The organism is Streptomyces sp. CC208A (assembly GCF_030010625.1).
Lineage (GTDB): Bacteria > Actinomycetota > Actinomycetes > Streptomycetales > Streptomycetaceae > Streptomyces.
Genome location: NZ_JASCXN010000066.1, coordinates 1 through 14,670 on the forward strand (window position 1 = coordinate 1; position 14,670 = coordinate 14,670).

The 14,670-nt window shown below is 72.6% G+C and carries 15 protein-coding genes; 9 read left to right on the top strand and 6 right to left on the bottom strand.

The features are described from left to right. Positions 1-289 precede the first annotated feature (289 nt). Entirely contained in the window at positions 290-505 is a 216-nt protein-coding gene (locus tag QK442_RS35410; RefSeq protein WP_282698247.1) for a hypothetical protein, read from the bottom strand. A 381-nt stretch (positions 506-886) separates the two neighbouring features. Here QK442_RS35410 and QK442_RS35415 point away from each other — a divergent pair, with 381 nt between their 5' ends. The 6 genes from QK442_RS35415 to QK442_RS35440 all read left to right on the top strand — a co-directional run bounded on the left by QK442_RS35415 (position 887) and on the right by QK442_RS35440 (position 5,480). Next, entirely contained in the window at positions 887-1,726 is an 840-nt protein-coding gene (locus QK442_RS35415; protein WP_282698248.1) for a helix-turn-helix transcriptional regulator, read from the top strand. Beyond that, positions 1,723-1,929 (top strand): DUF397 domain-containing protein, encoded by a 207-nt coding sequence (locus QK442_RS35420; RefSeq protein ID WP_282698249.1) that lies wholly within the window; start codon positions 1,723-1,725, stop codon positions 1,927-1,929. Before QK442_RS35415 ends, QK442_RS35420 begins: the two co-directional genes overlap by 4 nt. Before the next feature lie 94 nt (positions 1,930-2,023). Then, positions 2,024-2,995: an RNA polymerase sigma-70 factor gene (locus QK442_RS35425; protein ID WP_282698250.1), complete on the top strand. Its 972-nt coding sequence runs from the start codon at positions 2,024-2,026 to the stop codon at positions 2,993-2,995. Positions 2,996-3,091: 96 nt separating this feature from the next. After that, positions 3,092-3,850 (top strand): NAD(P)H-binding protein, encoded by a 759-nt coding sequence (locus tag QK442_RS35430; RefSeq protein WP_282698251.1) that lies wholly within the window; start codon positions 3,092-3,094, stop codon positions 3,848-3,850. A 130-nt stretch (positions 3,851-3,980) separates the two neighbouring features. Beyond that, the gene (locus QK442_RS35435; RefSeq protein WP_282698252.1) at positions 3,981-4,286 is read left to right on the top strand and encodes a hypothetical protein; all 306 of its coding nucleotides are present in this window, start codon (positions 3,981-3,983) and stop codon (positions 4,284-4,286) included. A 12-nt stretch (positions 4,287-4,298) separates the two neighbouring features. Continuing rightward, positions 4,299-5,480 (top strand): glutathionylspermidine synthase family protein, encoded by a 1,182-nt coding sequence (locus QK442_RS35440; protein WP_282698253.1) that lies wholly within the window; start codon positions 4,299-4,301, stop codon positions 5,478-5,480. Between the two features lie 112 nt (positions 5,481-5,592). On the opposite strand, the gene rocD is transcribed toward QK442_RS35440, so the two are convergent. Then, the gene (gene rocD, locus QK442_RS35445) at positions 5,593-6,798 is read right to left on the bottom strand and encodes an ornithine--oxo-acid transaminase (RefSeq protein ID WP_282698254.1); all 1,206 of its coding nucleotides are present in this window, start codon (positions 6,796-6,798) and stop codon (positions 5,593-5,595) included. 274 nt (positions 6,799-7,072) lie between these two features. Between rocD and trpS the strand changes: the two genes are divergently transcribed. Together trpS and QK442_RS35455 are read left to right on the top strand one after the other, a co-directional pair. After that, the gene (gene trpS / locus QK442_RS35450; protein WP_282698255.1) at positions 7,073-8,086 is read left to right on the top strand and encodes a tryptophan--tRNA ligase; all 1,014 of its coding nucleotides are present in this window, start codon (positions 7,073-7,075) and stop codon (positions 8,084-8,086) included. A 116-nt stretch (positions 8,087-8,202) separates the two neighbouring features. Beyond that, complete coding sequence (locus QK442_RS35455) at positions 8,203-8,787, top strand: 2'-5' RNA ligase family protein (RefSeq protein ID WP_282698256.1); 585 nt, start codon at positions 8,203-8,205, stop codon at positions 8,785-8,787. Positions 8,788-8,813: 26 nt separating this feature from the next. On the opposite strand, the gene QK442_RS35460 is transcribed toward QK442_RS35455, so the two are convergent. After that, positions 8,814-9,569 carry a decaprenylphospho-beta-D-erythro-pentofuranosid-2-ulose 2-reductase gene (locus QK442_RS35460; protein ID WP_282698257.1) on the bottom strand — a complete coding sequence of 252 codons (756 nt, stop codon included), beginning with the start codon at positions 9,567-9,569 and terminating at the stop codon, positions 8,814-8,816. A 10-nt stretch (positions 9,570-9,579) separates the two neighbouring features. Beyond that, a complete protein-coding gene (locus QK442_RS35465; protein WP_282698258.1) occupies positions 9,580-10,821 on the bottom strand; it encodes an FAD-binding protein in 1,242 nt (413 codons plus the stop codon). Positions 10,822-10,994: 173 nt separating this feature from the next. Between QK442_RS35465 and QK442_RS35470 the strand changes: the two genes are divergently transcribed. Then, a complete protein-coding gene (locus QK442_RS35470) occupies positions 10,995-11,966 on the top strand; it encodes a YihY/virulence factor BrkB family protein (RefSeq protein ID WP_282698259.1) in 972 nt (323 codons plus the stop codon). On the opposite strand, the gene QK442_RS35475 is transcribed toward QK442_RS35470, so the two are convergent. Continuing rightward, positions 11,881-13,227, bottom strand: coding sequence for a D-alanyl-D-alanine carboxypeptidase (locus QK442_RS35475; protein WP_282698260.1), 1,347 nt, complete (start codon positions 13,225-13,227; stop codon positions 11,881-11,883). The two genes, QK442_RS35470 and QK442_RS35475, sit on opposite strands and share 86 nt — an antisense overlap. Before the next feature lie 89 nt (positions 13,228-13,316). After that, positions 13,317-14,670 (bottom strand): FHA domain-containing protein (locus QK442_RS35480; RefSeq protein WP_282698261.1); only part of this gene is annotated, 1,354 nt, incomplete at its 5' end.

Here is a 14,670-nt window from a genome sequence, read left to right on the forward strand (position 1 = left end):
CGCTCATCTACTGTTCCTCTCGTCTCTGTCACTGATGGGGACTCCGCCCCGCCCTCTGGTGGTCTTGCCGGACATCGCAGAGGGCGGGGCTCACCGTTCTCCCGGCCCGGGACCTCCCCGCAGTCAGGGGCCGGACCGAGAGAACGGAGTCTCAGAGGAAAGCCGGAAGGAATCCGGCGACAAACTGCGCGTACTTCCACACGCGTTGGGCCGGTTCACCGCACGACGACCACGGCCAGGGCCAGGACGAGCGCGGAGACGGCCACCGTCACGGCCACGGCGTGGAACCTCACGCGGCCCCCTCCACCCGTTCCACGAGCGCCACGTCCGAGAACGTCCGGGCGAACGTGGTGTGCTGCGCGTTGAGACCCGTGTGCGCCATGCACTGGTCGTCCACGTCGCCCACGCTGAGGCTCGGCGCCGCCTCCCACGCGCACGCACCGTGCAGACACCGGGCCGCCGCGACCGCCTCGGACTCGGGGTGCCGCCTGATGCGATGCACCACGAACCGGAGGACCGCCCGGCTCACAGCGCTCTCACCGCCGAAACGCGCGTGGTCAGAATCCGGATGCGCGCGCACTCGTCCTCGGTCGGCCGACGCAACTCGCCCGGGAACGCCGTCCACTTCGCGCCCCCGCCCGGGGGCGACAGGTGAACCACGTCACCGTCCCACGCGGTCACCCTTCCGAGCCGGGGCGTTCCCTCGGCGGTGTCTGCCGCCATGAACGTACCGAGGTCGGGGACCGGCGCCGGCTCCGCGTTGGGGCTCGGACAGGTGTTGTGTTCAGGCACGACCGTTCCTCTCCGTAGTGCTTTCGCTACCAGGAGCCGTCAGCGTGGCTTACAGTCGAGTTCCCTTCAACTGGCCTGCTCGGAAGGAAGAGTTGTGACCAACCGGAAGGAGCTGGACGCCACGTCCAGCCCGCAGGCCGCGTACGGAGTGCTTTTACGCAGGTTGCGCGATCAACGGGGGTGGACGCAGGAGGATGTGGCCGCGCGGTCGGCATATTCCAGCCAGCATATTTCCGCTGTTGAAACTACTCGCAAGCCACCCTCCCTTCCGTTCTCGGTGCAGATGGACGAGATCTTCGGCACCAAGGGGACCGTTGACTCTCTGGAGCGCGAGTGGCAGAAGACGCGACCGGGTCCGCTCCTTGAGGGGTTCCCTGAGTACGTCGCCAACGAAGGCAAGGCGGTAGAGATCCGCCTGTACGAGATCGGCATCATCCCGGGCTTGTTGCAGACCCCCGGGTACGCCCGTTGCCTGGCGGACAGCAACGTACGGCGTGGCGCGATCACACCGGAACGGGCAGACAGGCGCGTGCGATTCTTGGCGCAGCGGCAAGCGGCTCTTGTGCGTGACCGTCCGCCGATGATGTTGATAGTCCTGGATGAGAGCTGCATCCGTCGCCGAGTCGGGGGCCCCGCGGTCATGGTCGAGCAGCTTGACCGGCTCTTGGAAGTCGCAGAGCAGCCCAACACCGTTGTGCAGATTGCGCCGTACGACATGGGGGAGCATCGCTCGCTTGATCTGCCGCTCAACCTGCTGACCATGCCCGACATGTCCGTGCTCGCGTACGCCGAGTCACAGATCAGGGGTCATATGGAGCGCAACACGGACTCGGTGTTGACCCTGCTCAAGACCTACCATCTGTTGCAAGCCGAAGCCCTACCGCACGCGGCATCGGTGGCCATGATCCGTGAGGCACGAAAGGCGTATCCGTGACGTCCCAAACCCCGCAGTGGTTCAAGTCCTCCCACAGCAACAACGACGGTAACTGCGTGGAGGTCGCCCACAATCTCGTCGCTTCCTGCGGCGTGGTCCCCGTCCGTGACTCGAAGACCCCGAGCGGCCCGGTCCTGGCCGTGCCCGCCGCCGCGTTCGCCTCGTTCATCGCGAGCGTCAAGGGCGGGCAGCTCGGCGCGTGAGGTGCCGAAAGCCCCGCTCCGCCCCCAAGTCGGGAGCAGAGCGGGGCTTCTTCGTACCGCGACCGGGCGGAGCCTCTGGCAGGGTTGAGCCGTGATGTCGCACCTCACTTCGGACGAGAGCCCCGACACGGACGCCGCCGCGCGGGAGTTCACCACGCACCGGGGACGGCTCTTCGGGCTGGCCTATCGGATGCTCGGTTCCGCCGAGGAGGCCGAGGACGTGGTCCAGGACGCCTATCTGCGGTGGAGTGGCGCCGAGCGGGCCGCGATCACGTATCCGGGGGCCTGGCTCGCCAAGGTCGTCACCCATCTCTGCCTCAACCGGCTCACCTCCGCGCGGGTACGGCGCGAACGGTACGTCGGGCCCTGGCTGCCCGAGCCGGTGCTCACGGACGGCGGGCTTCTCGGCGAGGGCGGGGCGGGGCCGCTGGAGGCCGCCGAGCTGCGCGACGACGTCTCCACGGCGCTGCTGCTTCTGCTGGAGCGGCTCACGCCGGCCGAGCGGGCGGTGTACGTGCTCCGCGAGGCGTTCGGGTACCCGCACCGGGAGATCGCGGGCGTGCTCGACCTCGGGGAGGCCAACTGCCGCCAGTTGTACGGCCGGGCGGCCCGGCGGGTGGCCGCGTCCGACGGCGGCGGCGCCCGGTTCGAGGCGCCCTCGCCCGAGCGGCGGCGGGAACTCGTCGAGTCCTTCGTCGCCGCCGCCCGCGAGGGCGACCTCGCGAGCCTGGAGGAGGTGCTTGCGGCGGACGTCGTCTGGTGCAGCGACGGCGGCGGCAGGGTCAGCGCGGCCGTCCGGCCCGTCCAGGGGCGGGACAGGGTGCTCCGGTTCCTCCTGGGCGTCGCCCGGAAGGTCGAGGAGGGCACCCGCCTCACGGCCGCCGAGGTCAACGGCGCACCGGGGTTCGTGATGCACGTCGGGCGGCGGGTCACCGGCGTCGCCACGGTGGAGGCCGGGGCGGACGGGCGGATCGCCGAGGTGCGGATCGTGATGAACCCGGAGAAGCTCGGCTATGCGACCCGCCAGTTCGCCGCCGCGTTCCCGGAGCCCACCGCCGGCGGCTGAGGCCCTCGGGGCTGTCACATCCGTGCGGTCTCGGCGGTTCGTAGCGGCTGAGGGGCGCTCCACCGGGAGCGCCCGCGTCCGGAAGGAGTCCCGGGGATGACGACGGGGACGAAGACCATCCTGGTGACGGGGGCCACCGGCACCCTCGGGCGGCCGCTGTGCGCCCGGCTCGCCGCCGACGGGCACGAGGTGCGCGAGCTGAGCCGGCGCTCCCGGACGTACCCGGTCGACCTGCGGCGGGGGACCGGCCTCGACGAGGCCCTGGCGGGCGTCCACACCGTGGTGCACTGCGCGACGGCCCCGCGCGGCGGCGACGAGGAGGCGGCCCGCAACCTGATCGCGGCGGCGCGACGGGCCGGCGTGCGGCACCTCGTGTACGTCTCGATCGTCGGCGTCGACCGGGTGCCGCTCGGCTACTACCGGACCAAGCTCGCGGTGGAGCGGCTGGTCGAGGGGTCGGGGCTCGGCTGGACCGTGCTGCGGGCGACCCAGTTCCACGACCTGGTCGTCCAGGTCCTGGCCGCCGCGGCGAAGGTGCCGTGGGTGATGCCGGTCCCGGCGGGCGTCTCGGACCAGCCCGTGGACGTCGGCGAGGTCGCCGACCGGCTCGCGGTCCTCGCGGCGGGTCCCCCGGCCGGCCGCGCGCCCGACATGGGCGGCCCCGAGATCCGTACCTTCACGGAGCTGGCCCGCGCCTACCTCGCCGCGAGCGGGCGGCGACGGAAGGTCCTCGCCGTCCCCCTGGCGGGCCGCGTCTATCGCGCCTTCCGCGCGGGCGGTCATCTGACGCCCACCCACGCGACGGGCGCCCGCACCTTCGCCCAGTACCTCCGGGAACGCCCTCCGGCCCCCTGACGCCCCGCGCGAACCGCACCGAAGGGGACGAAGCGGCTCCAGGTGCCAGGCCGGAAACCGGCGGCCTACACTGTGCGGTCGCGGTGCTCGCGGTCATATGAACGGGCGCGTGAAGGGGAGGGTGAGGGACATGCGGAGGCTCAGGTCGAGCACGGTGGTGCTCGGCGGTATGGGTGTGCTCGCGGCGGCGATCACCGCCTGCGGTGCCGAGCCCGACCGCCGGTGCGCGGACCCGGTGACGCTGGAGGAACTGCCGAGCTACCGGTGCGAGAGCGGTGGCGGCAGCGGCGGAAGCAGCGGCAGCTCCTCCTCCCAGGGCTCGTACTACTACGGCGGCCGCGTCCGCGACTCGCACGTGACCGGCGGCAGCTTCGACCGGAAGGCCGTCTCCACCGGCGGCTTCGGCTGCTCGTCCTCCGGTTCCGGCGGCGGCTGAGGCGGCGGCGTCGTGGAGCGGCACACCATCGAGCCCCGGCCGGACTGGCAGCGGATCGTCGAGGAGCAGGGGCTCGTCTACCCGCTGACCCGTTACCCGGACGGTTCGCTGCGCCCGTACTGGGACGAGAGCGCGTACTACTCCTTCACGCTGCCCGAGGTGGAGGCGCTGGAGGAGGCCGTCGAGGAGCTGCACGGCATGTGTCTCGCGGCGGCCGCCCACATCGTCGAGCGGGACCGTTTCGCCGACCTGGGGATCACCGACCCCCGGGTCGTGGAGCGGGTGACCGAGTCCTGGCGCCGCCGTGCCGAACTCCCCTCCCTGTACGCCCGGTTCGACCTCGTCTACGACGGCACGGACCCGGCGAAGATGCTGGAGTACAACGCGGACACGCCGACCTCCCTGGTGGAGGCGGCGAGCCCGCAGTGGTTCTGGATGGAGGACCGGTTCCCCGGCGCCGACCAGTGGAACTCGCTCCACGAGCGGCTCGTCGACGCCTGGAAGCGGCAGGCGCGGCTGCTGCCGCCCGGCCCCGTCCACTTCGCCCACTCGGAGACCGACGAGATCGGCGAGGACCTGATGACGGTCGCGTACCTGCGCGAGACCGCCGAGCAGGCCGGGCTCGTCACCGAGGCGCTCTCCGTCGAGAAGATCGGCTGGGACCGGCTCTCCCGCCGCTTCGTCGACGAGAAGCTGCGCTTCATCCGCAGCTGCTTCAAGCTCTACCCGTGGGAGTGGCTGGTCGCCGACCCCTTCGGCGCGCACGCCCTCGACACCCTCGACAACGGCGGCGGCTCCGGCACCACCTGCTGGATCGAGCCCGCCTGGAAGATGCTGCTCTCCAACAAGGCGCTGCTCGCGATCCTCTGGGAGCTGTACCCGGACCACCCCAACCTTCTGCCCGCCTACCTCGACGGGCCGCGCGAACTGGCCGCCACCACCGGCTGGGCGGCCAAGCCGCTGCTCGGCCGGGAGGGCGCGGGCGTCACCCTGCACGAGCCCGGCGGCGAGCCCTCCGTCCGCGACGAGCCCTGCTGCTACCAGGGCCTCGCCCCGCTGCCCGACTTCGACGGCAACCGCACGCTGCTCGGCGCCTGGGTCGTCGAGGACGAGGCGGCCGGGCTCGGCATCCGGGAGTCGGCGGGCCCCGTCACCGACGAGTACGCCCGCTTCCTCCCGCACGTGATCCTGTAAGCCCCGCCCGTACGCGGGGCCGGCGCCGGTCCCTACGTACGTACGGGGCCACGGGCCGGGCCCGCCGCCCTGTACGTACGGACAGGGCTACAGGCCCCGCCCCCCACCCAGGTCAGCCGGACAGCACCGCCCGCAGCTGTTCGAGCCCCCAGTCCAGGTCCTCCTTCTCGATGACCAGCGGCGGCGCGAGCCGGATCGTCGAGCCGTGCGTGTCCTTCACCAGCACGCCCCGCTCCATCAGCCGCTCCGAGATCTCCCGGCCCGTGCCGCGCGCCGGCGCGATGTCCACGCCCGCCCACAGGCCGCGGCCCCGCACCGCCTCCACCGCGCCGCCACCCACGAGCAGGCCGAGCTCCGCGTGCAGGTGCTCGCCCAGCTCCGCCGCCCGCTGCTGGTACTCCCCGGTCCGCAGCATCGCGATCACCTCAAGGGCCACCGCGCACGCCAGCGGGTTCCCGCCGAAGGTCGAGCCGTGCTCGCCCGGCCGGAAGACCCCCAGGACGTCCGCGTCCGCGACCACCGCCGAGACCGGCACCACGCCGCCGCCCAGCGCCTTGCCCAGGATGTACACGTCCGGGACCACCCCGTCGTGCTCGCAGGCGAAGGTCTTCCCGGTGCGGCCCAGGCCCGACTGGATCTCGTCCGCCATGAACAGCACGTTCCGCCGGGCCGTCAGCTCGCGCACGCCGCGGAGATAGCCGGCCGGGGGGACGAGGACGCCCGCCTCGCCCTGGATCGGTTCGAGCAGCACCGCCACCGTGTTCTCGGTGACCGCCGTCTCCAGCGCCGTCAGGTCGCCGTACGGAACGATCTCGAAGCCCGGCGTGTACGGACCGAAGTGGTCCCGGGCCTCGTGGTCGGTGGAGAACGAGACGATCGTCGTCGTCCGCCCGTGGAAGTTGTTCGCCGCCACCACGATCTTCGCGTGCCCGTCCGGCACGCCCTTCACCTCGTACCCCCACTTCCGGGCGGTCTTCACGGCCGTCTCGACCGCCTCCGCCCCGGTGTTCATCGGCAGCACCATCTCCTTGCCGCACAGCTCCGCCAGCCGCGCGCAGAACTCGGCGAACCGGTCGTGCCGGAAGGCCCGCGAGGTGAGCGTCACCCGCTCCAGCTGGGCCTTCGCCGCGTCGATCAGCCGGCGGTTGCCGTGGCCGAAGTTCAGCGCCGAGTAGCCGGCGAGCATGTCGAGGAAACGGCGGCCCTCGACATCGGTCATCCAGGCCCCCTCCGCGGAGGCGACGACGACGGGCAGGGGGTGGTAGTTGTGGGCGCTGTGCGCGTCCGCGGCAGCGATCTCGTCTTGCGTTCTCGACACGGGATCTCCGATCGTCCTGCGGCCGGGGTGGGTTGTGGCCCCTTCTTATCGTCGCTCGCATCCCGGACGAAGAAACCTCGGGCGACGGCGCGCCCGCCGGTCCGTGAACACAACCCCGGCCGGAGCCGCCGCCGGCCGGAGCCGCCGCCGGACGGAGACCGCGACCCGCGGTGTGTCCCTCGTCCCACCGGCCACGACGCCCCCTGCCGTGTCTCCGCCCCCTCGGCGCACCGGCGGGCCGGGAACGGTTCCCACACCTGAGAGAATGATGAGCATGGCCTCTGACCGACCCCGTGTGCTCTCCGGAATCCAGCCCACCGCAGGCTCGTTCCACCTCGGCAACTACCTCGGCGCCGTCCGCCAGTGGGTCGCACTGCAGGAGTCCCACGACGCCTTCTACATGGTCGTGGACCTGCATGCGATCACGGTCCCGCAGGACCCGGCCGAGCTGCGCGCCAACACCCGGCTCGCCGCCGCCCAGCTGCTCGCCGCCGGCCTCGACCCGGAGCGCTGCACCCTCTTCGTCCAGAGTCACGTCCCCGAGCACGCCCAGCTCGGCTGGGTCATGAACTGCCTCACCGGCTTCGGCGAGGCATCCCGCATGACCCAGTTCAAGGACAAGTCCGCCAAGCAGGGTGCCGACCGCGCCACCGTCGGCCTCTTCACCTACCCGATCCTCCAGGTCGCCGACATCCTGCTCTACCAGGCCCACCAGGTCCCGGTCGGCGAGGACCAGCGCCAGCACATCGAGCTGACCCGTGACCTCGCGGAGCGCTTCAACGGCCGCTTCGGCGAGACGTTCACGATCCCGTCGCCGTACATCCTCAAGGAGACGGCGAAGATCTACGACCTCCAGGACCCGACGGTCAAGATGAGCAAGTCGGCGTCCACGCCGAAGGGCCTGATCAACCTCCTGGACGACCCGAAGGCCACCGCGAAGAAGGTGAAGAGCGCCGTCACCGACACCGACACGGTGATCCGCTTCGACCCGGAGAACAAGGCCGGCGTCTCCAACCTCCTCACGATCATGTCCACCCTCACGGGCACGAGCGTCGCGGACCTGGAGAAGAGCTACGAGGGCAAGATGTACGGCGCCCTCAAGACCGACCTCGCCGAGGTCATGGTGGACTTCGTCACCCCCTTCCGGGCCCGCACCCAGGAATACCTGGACGACCCGGAGACGCTGGACTCGGTCCTGGCCAAGGGCGCGGAGAAGGCCCGCGCGGTCGCCGCCGAGACGCTGGCGCAGACGTACGACAGGATCGGCTTCCTGCCCGCGAAGCACTGACGCGGAACTCACGTGGGCCAGGGTCCGAGGACCCTGGCCATCAGGGTGGTGCAGGCCGCACACTGGCGGCTGCACCACCACACACCGACCCGATCAGGACGACGGAGGAGAACGACGTGGGGACCGTAACGCTCGGCGTTTCGATCGCGGTCCCGGAGCCTCACGGCAGCCTGCTCCAGGAGCGGCGCGCGGGCTTCGGCGACGCCGCCGCGCACGCCATCCCCACCCACGTCACCCTCGTCCCGCCGACCGAGGTCGACCGGGACCGGCTGCCGGAGATCGAGGCGCACCTCGCCGGTGTCGCCGCCGACTGGCTCCCCTTCGAGATCCGGCTGAGCGGCACCGGCACCTTCCGCCCGCTCTCGCCGGTGGTCTTCGTCACCCTCGCCGAGGGCGTGGCCGGCTGCGACCGGCTCCAGGCCCGCCTGCGGGAGGAGGCCGGGCCGCTCGTCCGCGAGCTCCAGTTCCCCTACCACCCGCACGTCACCGTCGCCCACGGCATCGCCGAGGAGGCGATGGACCGGGCCTACGAGGAACTGGCCGACTACGAGGCCGCCTGGACCTGCTCCTCCTTCGCCCTGTACGAGCAGGGCGCGGACGGCGTGTGGCGGAAGCTGTACGACTACGAGTTCGGCGGCGGCCGTCCGGTCCCCGCCGTCCCGGCCCAGGGCGGCCGCCCGGTCCCCTCCTCCACCTCCTGACCCCACCCCACCCCGCCCCCGCCGCCTCACACCAGAAGGCGCCGGTGCAGCGGCCGCGGCACGTGCCGCAGCGCGGAGGCCACGAGGCGTAGCGGAGCCGGTACCCACACCGTCTCCGAGCGGCGCCGCAGCCCCAGCTCGATCGCGCCCGCCACCGCCTCCGGGGTGGTCGCGAGCGGCGCCTCGGGCCGTCCCTCCGTCCGCGGCGAGCGCACGAAACCGGGCCGCACCACCATCACGTGCACCCCCGTCCCGTGCAGCGCGTCCCCGAGGCCCTGCGCGAACACGTCGAGCCCCGCCTTCGACGAGCCGTAGATGAAGTCGGCGCGCCGCGCCCGCTCGCCCGCCACCGACGACAGCACCACCAGCGAACCGTGCCCCTGCGCCTGGAGCGCGCCCGCGCACACCAGCCCTGCCGAGACCGCCCCCGTGTAGTTGGTCTGCGCGACCCGCACCGCGGCGGCCGGGTCGGACTCGTCGCGGGCCTGGTCGCCGAGGACCCCGAAGGCCAGCAGCACCAGGTCGACGTCCCCCTCGGCGAAGACCGCGCCGAGCCGCTCCGGGTGCGTGTCGGTGTCGAGCGCGTCGAACGGCACGACCCGCACCTCCGCCCCGAGCCCGCGAAGCGACCCGGCCGCCTCCGCGAGCTCGGGCGAGGGCCGCCCGGCCAGCCAGACCGTGCGGGTCCTGCGGGCGATCAGGCGGCGCGCCGTGGCGAGCCCGATCGCGGACGTGCCGCCGAGCAGCAGCAGGGACTGCGGGGCACCGAAAGCGTCCTTCACGACGGGACTCCTAGAGGGCGAGACGGTGGGAGAGGTCCGAGCGGAACACGGACCGGGGATCGAGCGAGGACCGCAGCGCGCGGAAGGCGTCGAGCCGCGGATACATGACGGGCAGCAGCGCGGGCCGCAGCCGGGCGTCCTCGGCGAGGCAGACCCGCCCGCCGGCCGCCGCCACCCGCTCGTCGAGGACGTCGAGGAACCGCCCGAGCCCGCGCGCCCCCACGGGCGCGTCGAACCCGAGGCACCAGCCGCGCACCGGGAACGCCAGCGGCCCGGCCCCCGCCGCCCCGACCCGCTCCACGCGCGCGTGCCGGGCGGCCCTGGCGGGGGAGCGTCGGTCCGCGAGCAGCGCGAGCAGCCCCCGCAGCGCCTCCTCGCGCCCCTCGGGGACGGCGCAGCGGTACCGCACGAAGCAGGCCCCGCCGCCGGAGCCGTACGACGGCACCACGCGCGCGCGTACGAGCCCCGGCAGCGGCCGCAGCCCGCCCGCCGGCAGCCACGGACGGGACGGCGGGGCCAGCGGGGCGCGGCGGGCCCGGTGGCCCCGGGGGAGGCCGGCGTACGGGACGGGCGCGGCGGTCGTCAGGACGGCACGGCCCCGGCCGGTCAGCTCGACCCGGGCGCGCGCGTACGGCTCCGGCGGCGCCGCCCCGCCGGTCCAGTGGGCGAGCAGCGCGTCGGCGTCCCGGAAACGGGCGGTCCGCTCCCGCAGGAACGCCGTCTCGACGGGCCGCAGGGCCAGGGTCACCGAGAGGATCACCCCGGTGAGACCGAGCCCGCCGACGGTCGCGTCGAAGAGCGGCTCGCCGCGCCGGACGGTCCTGGACTCCCCGTCGGCGCCGAGGAGTTCGAGCGCCTCGACCCCGTTCCCGTACCCCGAGGCGACCGCCCCGCCGGCCGTCCAGCCGCCCGCCCCCGCCCGGGGACGGAGGCCGTACGGCAGCAGGGCCCGGGCGACCGCGCCCAGTTCCGCCCCGGCCTCGCACACCACCAGGCCCGCCGCCCCGTCCAGACCGCGGATCCGGTCCAGGGCGGTCAGCTCCAGGACCGTCCCGCCCGCGTTCTGCGCCGCGTCGCCGCAGGACCGGCCCCGGCCGCGGGCGACGGCACCGCGCGGCCCACGGCCGAGGACCGCCCCGGCGGCCTCGGCGGCCGAGCGGGGCCGGGCGAGCAGCGCGAGCGAGGGGGCGGTGCGCCCGGAGCCCGTGAGGGGAACGCAGTCGTCGTCCGGGACGAAGGTCTCGACAGCCATGGTGGTGACGTTATCGCCGTATCTGCCCCATATGTGGTTATTGCGGACCGACGTGTACGGCGGTTCGGTGGGGTGACGCGCCGCCGCGTCCCGTACCCGCCGGGAAAGGAGGTTCGGGGGAGTCCGGCCCGGTCTCCTCCTCCCGCCCACCCCCGCCTCGTACGTTGGGCCCCATGGACTGGCTGACCAAGCTTCCCGTCATCGGCCCCTGGGCCGCCCGGGCGATGAGGACGCACGCCTGGCGCTCCTACGAGCGGCTCGACGAGGTGCACTGGAGCCGGCTCGCGGCCGCCATCACCTTCCTCTCCTTCCTCGCCCTCTTCCCGCTCATCACGGTCGCCGCCGCCATCGGCGCCGCGCTGCTCTCCGACGACCAGCTCGACCGGATCGAGCGGAAGCTCTCCGACCAGGTCCCCGGCATCTCCGACCAGCTCGACATCGGCGGCCTCGTCGACAACGCCGCGACCGTCGGACTCGTCGCCGGCGCCCTGCTGCTCCTCACCGGCATCAGCTGGATCGGCTCCATGCGGGACTGCCTGCGCGCGGTCTGGAGGCGCGACGACGCGGACGAGGGCAACCTCCTGGTCCGCAAGGGCAAGGACGCGGCCGTCCTGGTCGGCCTCGGCGGCGTCGCCCTCTGCTCGCTCGCCGCCTCCTGGCTCGGCTCCACCGCCGTCGGCTGGAGCGCCGACCGGCTCGGCCTCTCCGGCGGCGGCGCGGGCGGCTTCTTCCTCCAGGCCGCCGCCGTCCTCGTGGCGATGGCCGCCGACTTCCTGATCCTGCTGTACGTCCTGGGGCCGCTGCCCGGCGTCGATGCGCCGCGCCGCCGGCTCGTGGTGGCGGCCCTGATCGGCGCGGCCGGCTTCGAACTCCTGAAACTGCTCCTCGGCGGCTACATGCGGGAGGTCGCGGGGAAGTCGATGTACGGGGCCTTCGGCGTGCCGGTGGCCCTGCTGCTGTGGATCAACTTCACCGCGAAGCTCCTCCTGTTCTGCTCCGCGTGGACGGCCGTGAACGGGGCGGACGAGGCGGACGGGGCGGACGAGACGGACGAGGCGCCTACGGGTTCACGTCCGGATCGGGAGCGGCCGTCCGGGAACGGAGACGCCGGCCAGAGCCGCCCGCCGCGGGCCAGCGACGGTTGACGAGGAAGACCGCGCCCGCGAGCAGCACCAGCACCCCGCCCGCGACGGCGAGCGCGATCCCGATCCCGCCCGCGCCCTTCCCGGCGGCGGCCGCGGCGGCGGGCCCGTCCGTCTCCGGCCGCTTCTCCTCGCCCGGAGCCGCCGCGCCCGTCTCCGTACCGCCCGACGGCCGCGCCACCGGACGCGCGTTCTTCGGCGGCACCAGCTCACCCACCGGCGTCACCTTCCCCGACGCGGCGAAACCCCAGTCGAGCAGCCGAGCGGCCTCCTTGTAGACCGCGTGCTGCTCCTTCGACGAGGGGTTCATCACGGTGACGAGCAGCACCCGCCCGTTGCGCTCGGCGACCCCGGTGAAGGTGTTGCCGGCGTGCGTGGTGTAGCCGTTCTTCACCCCGGCGATGCCCTGGTACGGGGCGATGCCGAAGTCACCGGTCAGCAGCCGGTTGGTGTTCTGGATCTCGAAGGTCTCCCGCTTCTTGCCGGGCTTCGCCTCGCCGGGGAAGGCCGCGCGGGGGATGGCCGCGTACTCCCGGAAGTCCGCCTTCTGCATGCCGTTGCGGGCGATCAGCGTCAGGTCGTACGCCGACGAGACCTGCCCCGGCGCGTCGTAGCCGTCCGGCGTCTTGACGTGGGTGTCGAGCGCCTGGAGCTCGGCGGCGTGCGCGTTCATCTCGCTCACCGTCTTGGTGAGGCCCTGGTTCATCTGGGTCAGGACGTGCACGGCGTCGTTCCCCGACCGGAGGAAGACCCCCAGCCACAGGTCCCGGACGGTGTAGCTCTGCTTCTCCTTTATCCCGACGAGGCTGGAGCCCGCGCCGACCCCGGCCAGGTCGGCCGAGGTCACCAGGTGGGTCCGCGTCTTGTCCGGGAACTTCGGCAGCAGCGTGTCCGCGAAGAGCATCTTCAGCGTGGAGGCGGGCGCGAGCCGCCAGTGCGCGTTGTGCGCCGCCAGCACCGCCCCGCTCTCCGCGTCCGCCACGATCCACGACCGGGCCGACAGCTCCTTGGGCAGCACCGGCGCCCCGGGCCCCAGCTTCACCTGGGTCCCCGGCAGACCGAGCAGCGCCCCGCCCACCGACGACATGTTCGGCGGCGGCTTGGGCTGCTCGTCCTTCTTCTCCGTCCCCTCCGTCTTCTCCGCCGTCGCGGTGGCACCCGGCTTGACCGGTTCGTCCGCGTGGGCGGTCCCGGCGGCGGCGAAGGAGAACGGCAGCAACAGCGCAGCGGTGACCGCCCAAGCGGCCCTGTTCGAAGCAGACACGATCGAAAACGTACATGCCCGATCCCCGCCCCCGAACCCCGCGGTGCCCTTCACCCCCGCTCCGCCACCCGGACGCGGGAGTTCCGCGGTCACGACGGAGTCGGGGCCTTCCCCGCGCCGGCCGTACCCGCCGCGCCCGCCGCGTCCCGCCGGTAGAAGATGTCGATGTCCACCTCTTCGCCCCCCACCGTCAGCGTGTCCCACGCCCCGCTGTCCAGGAGGGTGCGCAGGGTGGCGGAGCCGAGCGTCTCCAGGTGGTTCCGGAGGGTCGTGTCGTCGGGCATGCCGGGGACGCGGGAGGCCAGCCGGGCACGGATCCCCCGCATGCGCTCCATGAGCGCGTCGATGTCCGCGTCCCGGTCGAGGAGCTCCTTCCCCTCCCCTTCGGCCTCCTCGATGCTCTGCGCGATCTTCTCCTTGATCGCCCGGCTGACGCCGTTCTCGTCGGTGGTGATCATCGTGTTCCAGGCGCGGCTCTTGTGCCGGTACTGGAGCATCGACATGGCCGCTTCGTGGCGGGCGAAGTCCGCGTCCCGGAACGGCCTGCCGGTCCAGGCGCCGTCGAGGGACCGGGCCAGCGAGATGGCGGAGCCGAGCCCGCTGTTGAGCCCGCGCCCCGGCCAGAAGTGGATGGCGTTGGCGGCGTCGCCGAGCAGGAACCCGTACGTCCCCGGGGTGGTCGAGGTGGCCGGGTGCAGCCGGGTGGTGAACCTGGGCCGCTGCACCATGTCGAGCCGGAAGGCGGTGACCGCGCTCAGGTCCTTCTCGGCGACCCCGAACAGGGCGAGCCCCTCCAGGACCCGCTTCCACAGGGCCGAGCCCCTGACCATGGCGGGCAGGAAGAGCGTGCTGTGCGTCGAGCACTGGAAGTCGCCGTGGCCGTCCCGCCCCATGACGCACGGCCGTGAGGCGATGCAGTCCTCGAAGACGTGCCGCACCGGATCGATGCCGACCACTTCCGCGGCCTCGGCGTCGGTGAGCCGCATGTTCAGGAACCCCTCGCCACGCAGGGAATTGAGGAGGAACCGGTTCTGGGCCACCGCCAGGAGAACGGTCATGGGGTCGGTCATGGCGGATTTGACGCGCAGTCCCAGGACGACGTCCTGGACGTGCTGCCCGTGCAGCGAATAGATGGACTTGTCGGCACTGCCGAATTTGTCGGCGAAATGCTCACGGGTCCGGGACCGGCTTCCCTCGCAGATGGCGAGCACATGGCTTTCGGCCGTGCTCTCCTCGTGCTCGACCGGATCGAAAGCGGCGGGAACGAGCCGAATGCGGTCCGCTTTCTCGTTGGCCAATTCGAGGAGGACGTCCTCGATATAGGCGATCCGCAGGTTCCGGGGGCTGCGTTCCCGGATGGAGTCGGGCCCGACCGGCCACATCTCGGAGTACGCGTCTCCCCGGAACAGCCGCTCCTGCACCTCTTCGGGAAGGTTCAGGTAC

Bases quoted from the DNA above. Each gene is read 5' to 3' on its own strand.
- QK442_RS35425 (WP_282698250.1), top strand. From the start codon at position 2,024: ATGTCGCACCTCACTTCGGACGAGAGCCCCGACACGGACGCCGCCGCG.
- QK442_RS35430 (WP_282698251.1), top strand. From the start codon at position 3,092: ATGACGACGGGGACGAAGACCATCCTGGTGACGGGGGCCACCGGCACC.
- QK442_RS35435 (WP_282698252.1), top strand. From the start codon at position 3,981: ATGCGGAGGCTCAGGTCGAGCACGGTGGTGCTCGGCGGTATGGGTGTG.
- trpS (WP_282698255.1), top strand. From the start codon at position 7,073: ATGGCCTCTGACCGACCCCGTGTGCTCTCCGGAATCCAGCCCACCGCA.
- QK442_RS35465 (WP_282698258.1), bottom strand. From the start codon at position 10,821: ATGGCTGTCGAGACCTTCGTCCCGGACGACGACTGCGTTCCCCTCACG.
- QK442_RS35470 (WP_282698259.1), top strand. From the start codon at position 10,995: ATGGACTGGCTGACCAAGCTTCCCGTCATCGGCCCCTGGGCCGCCCGG.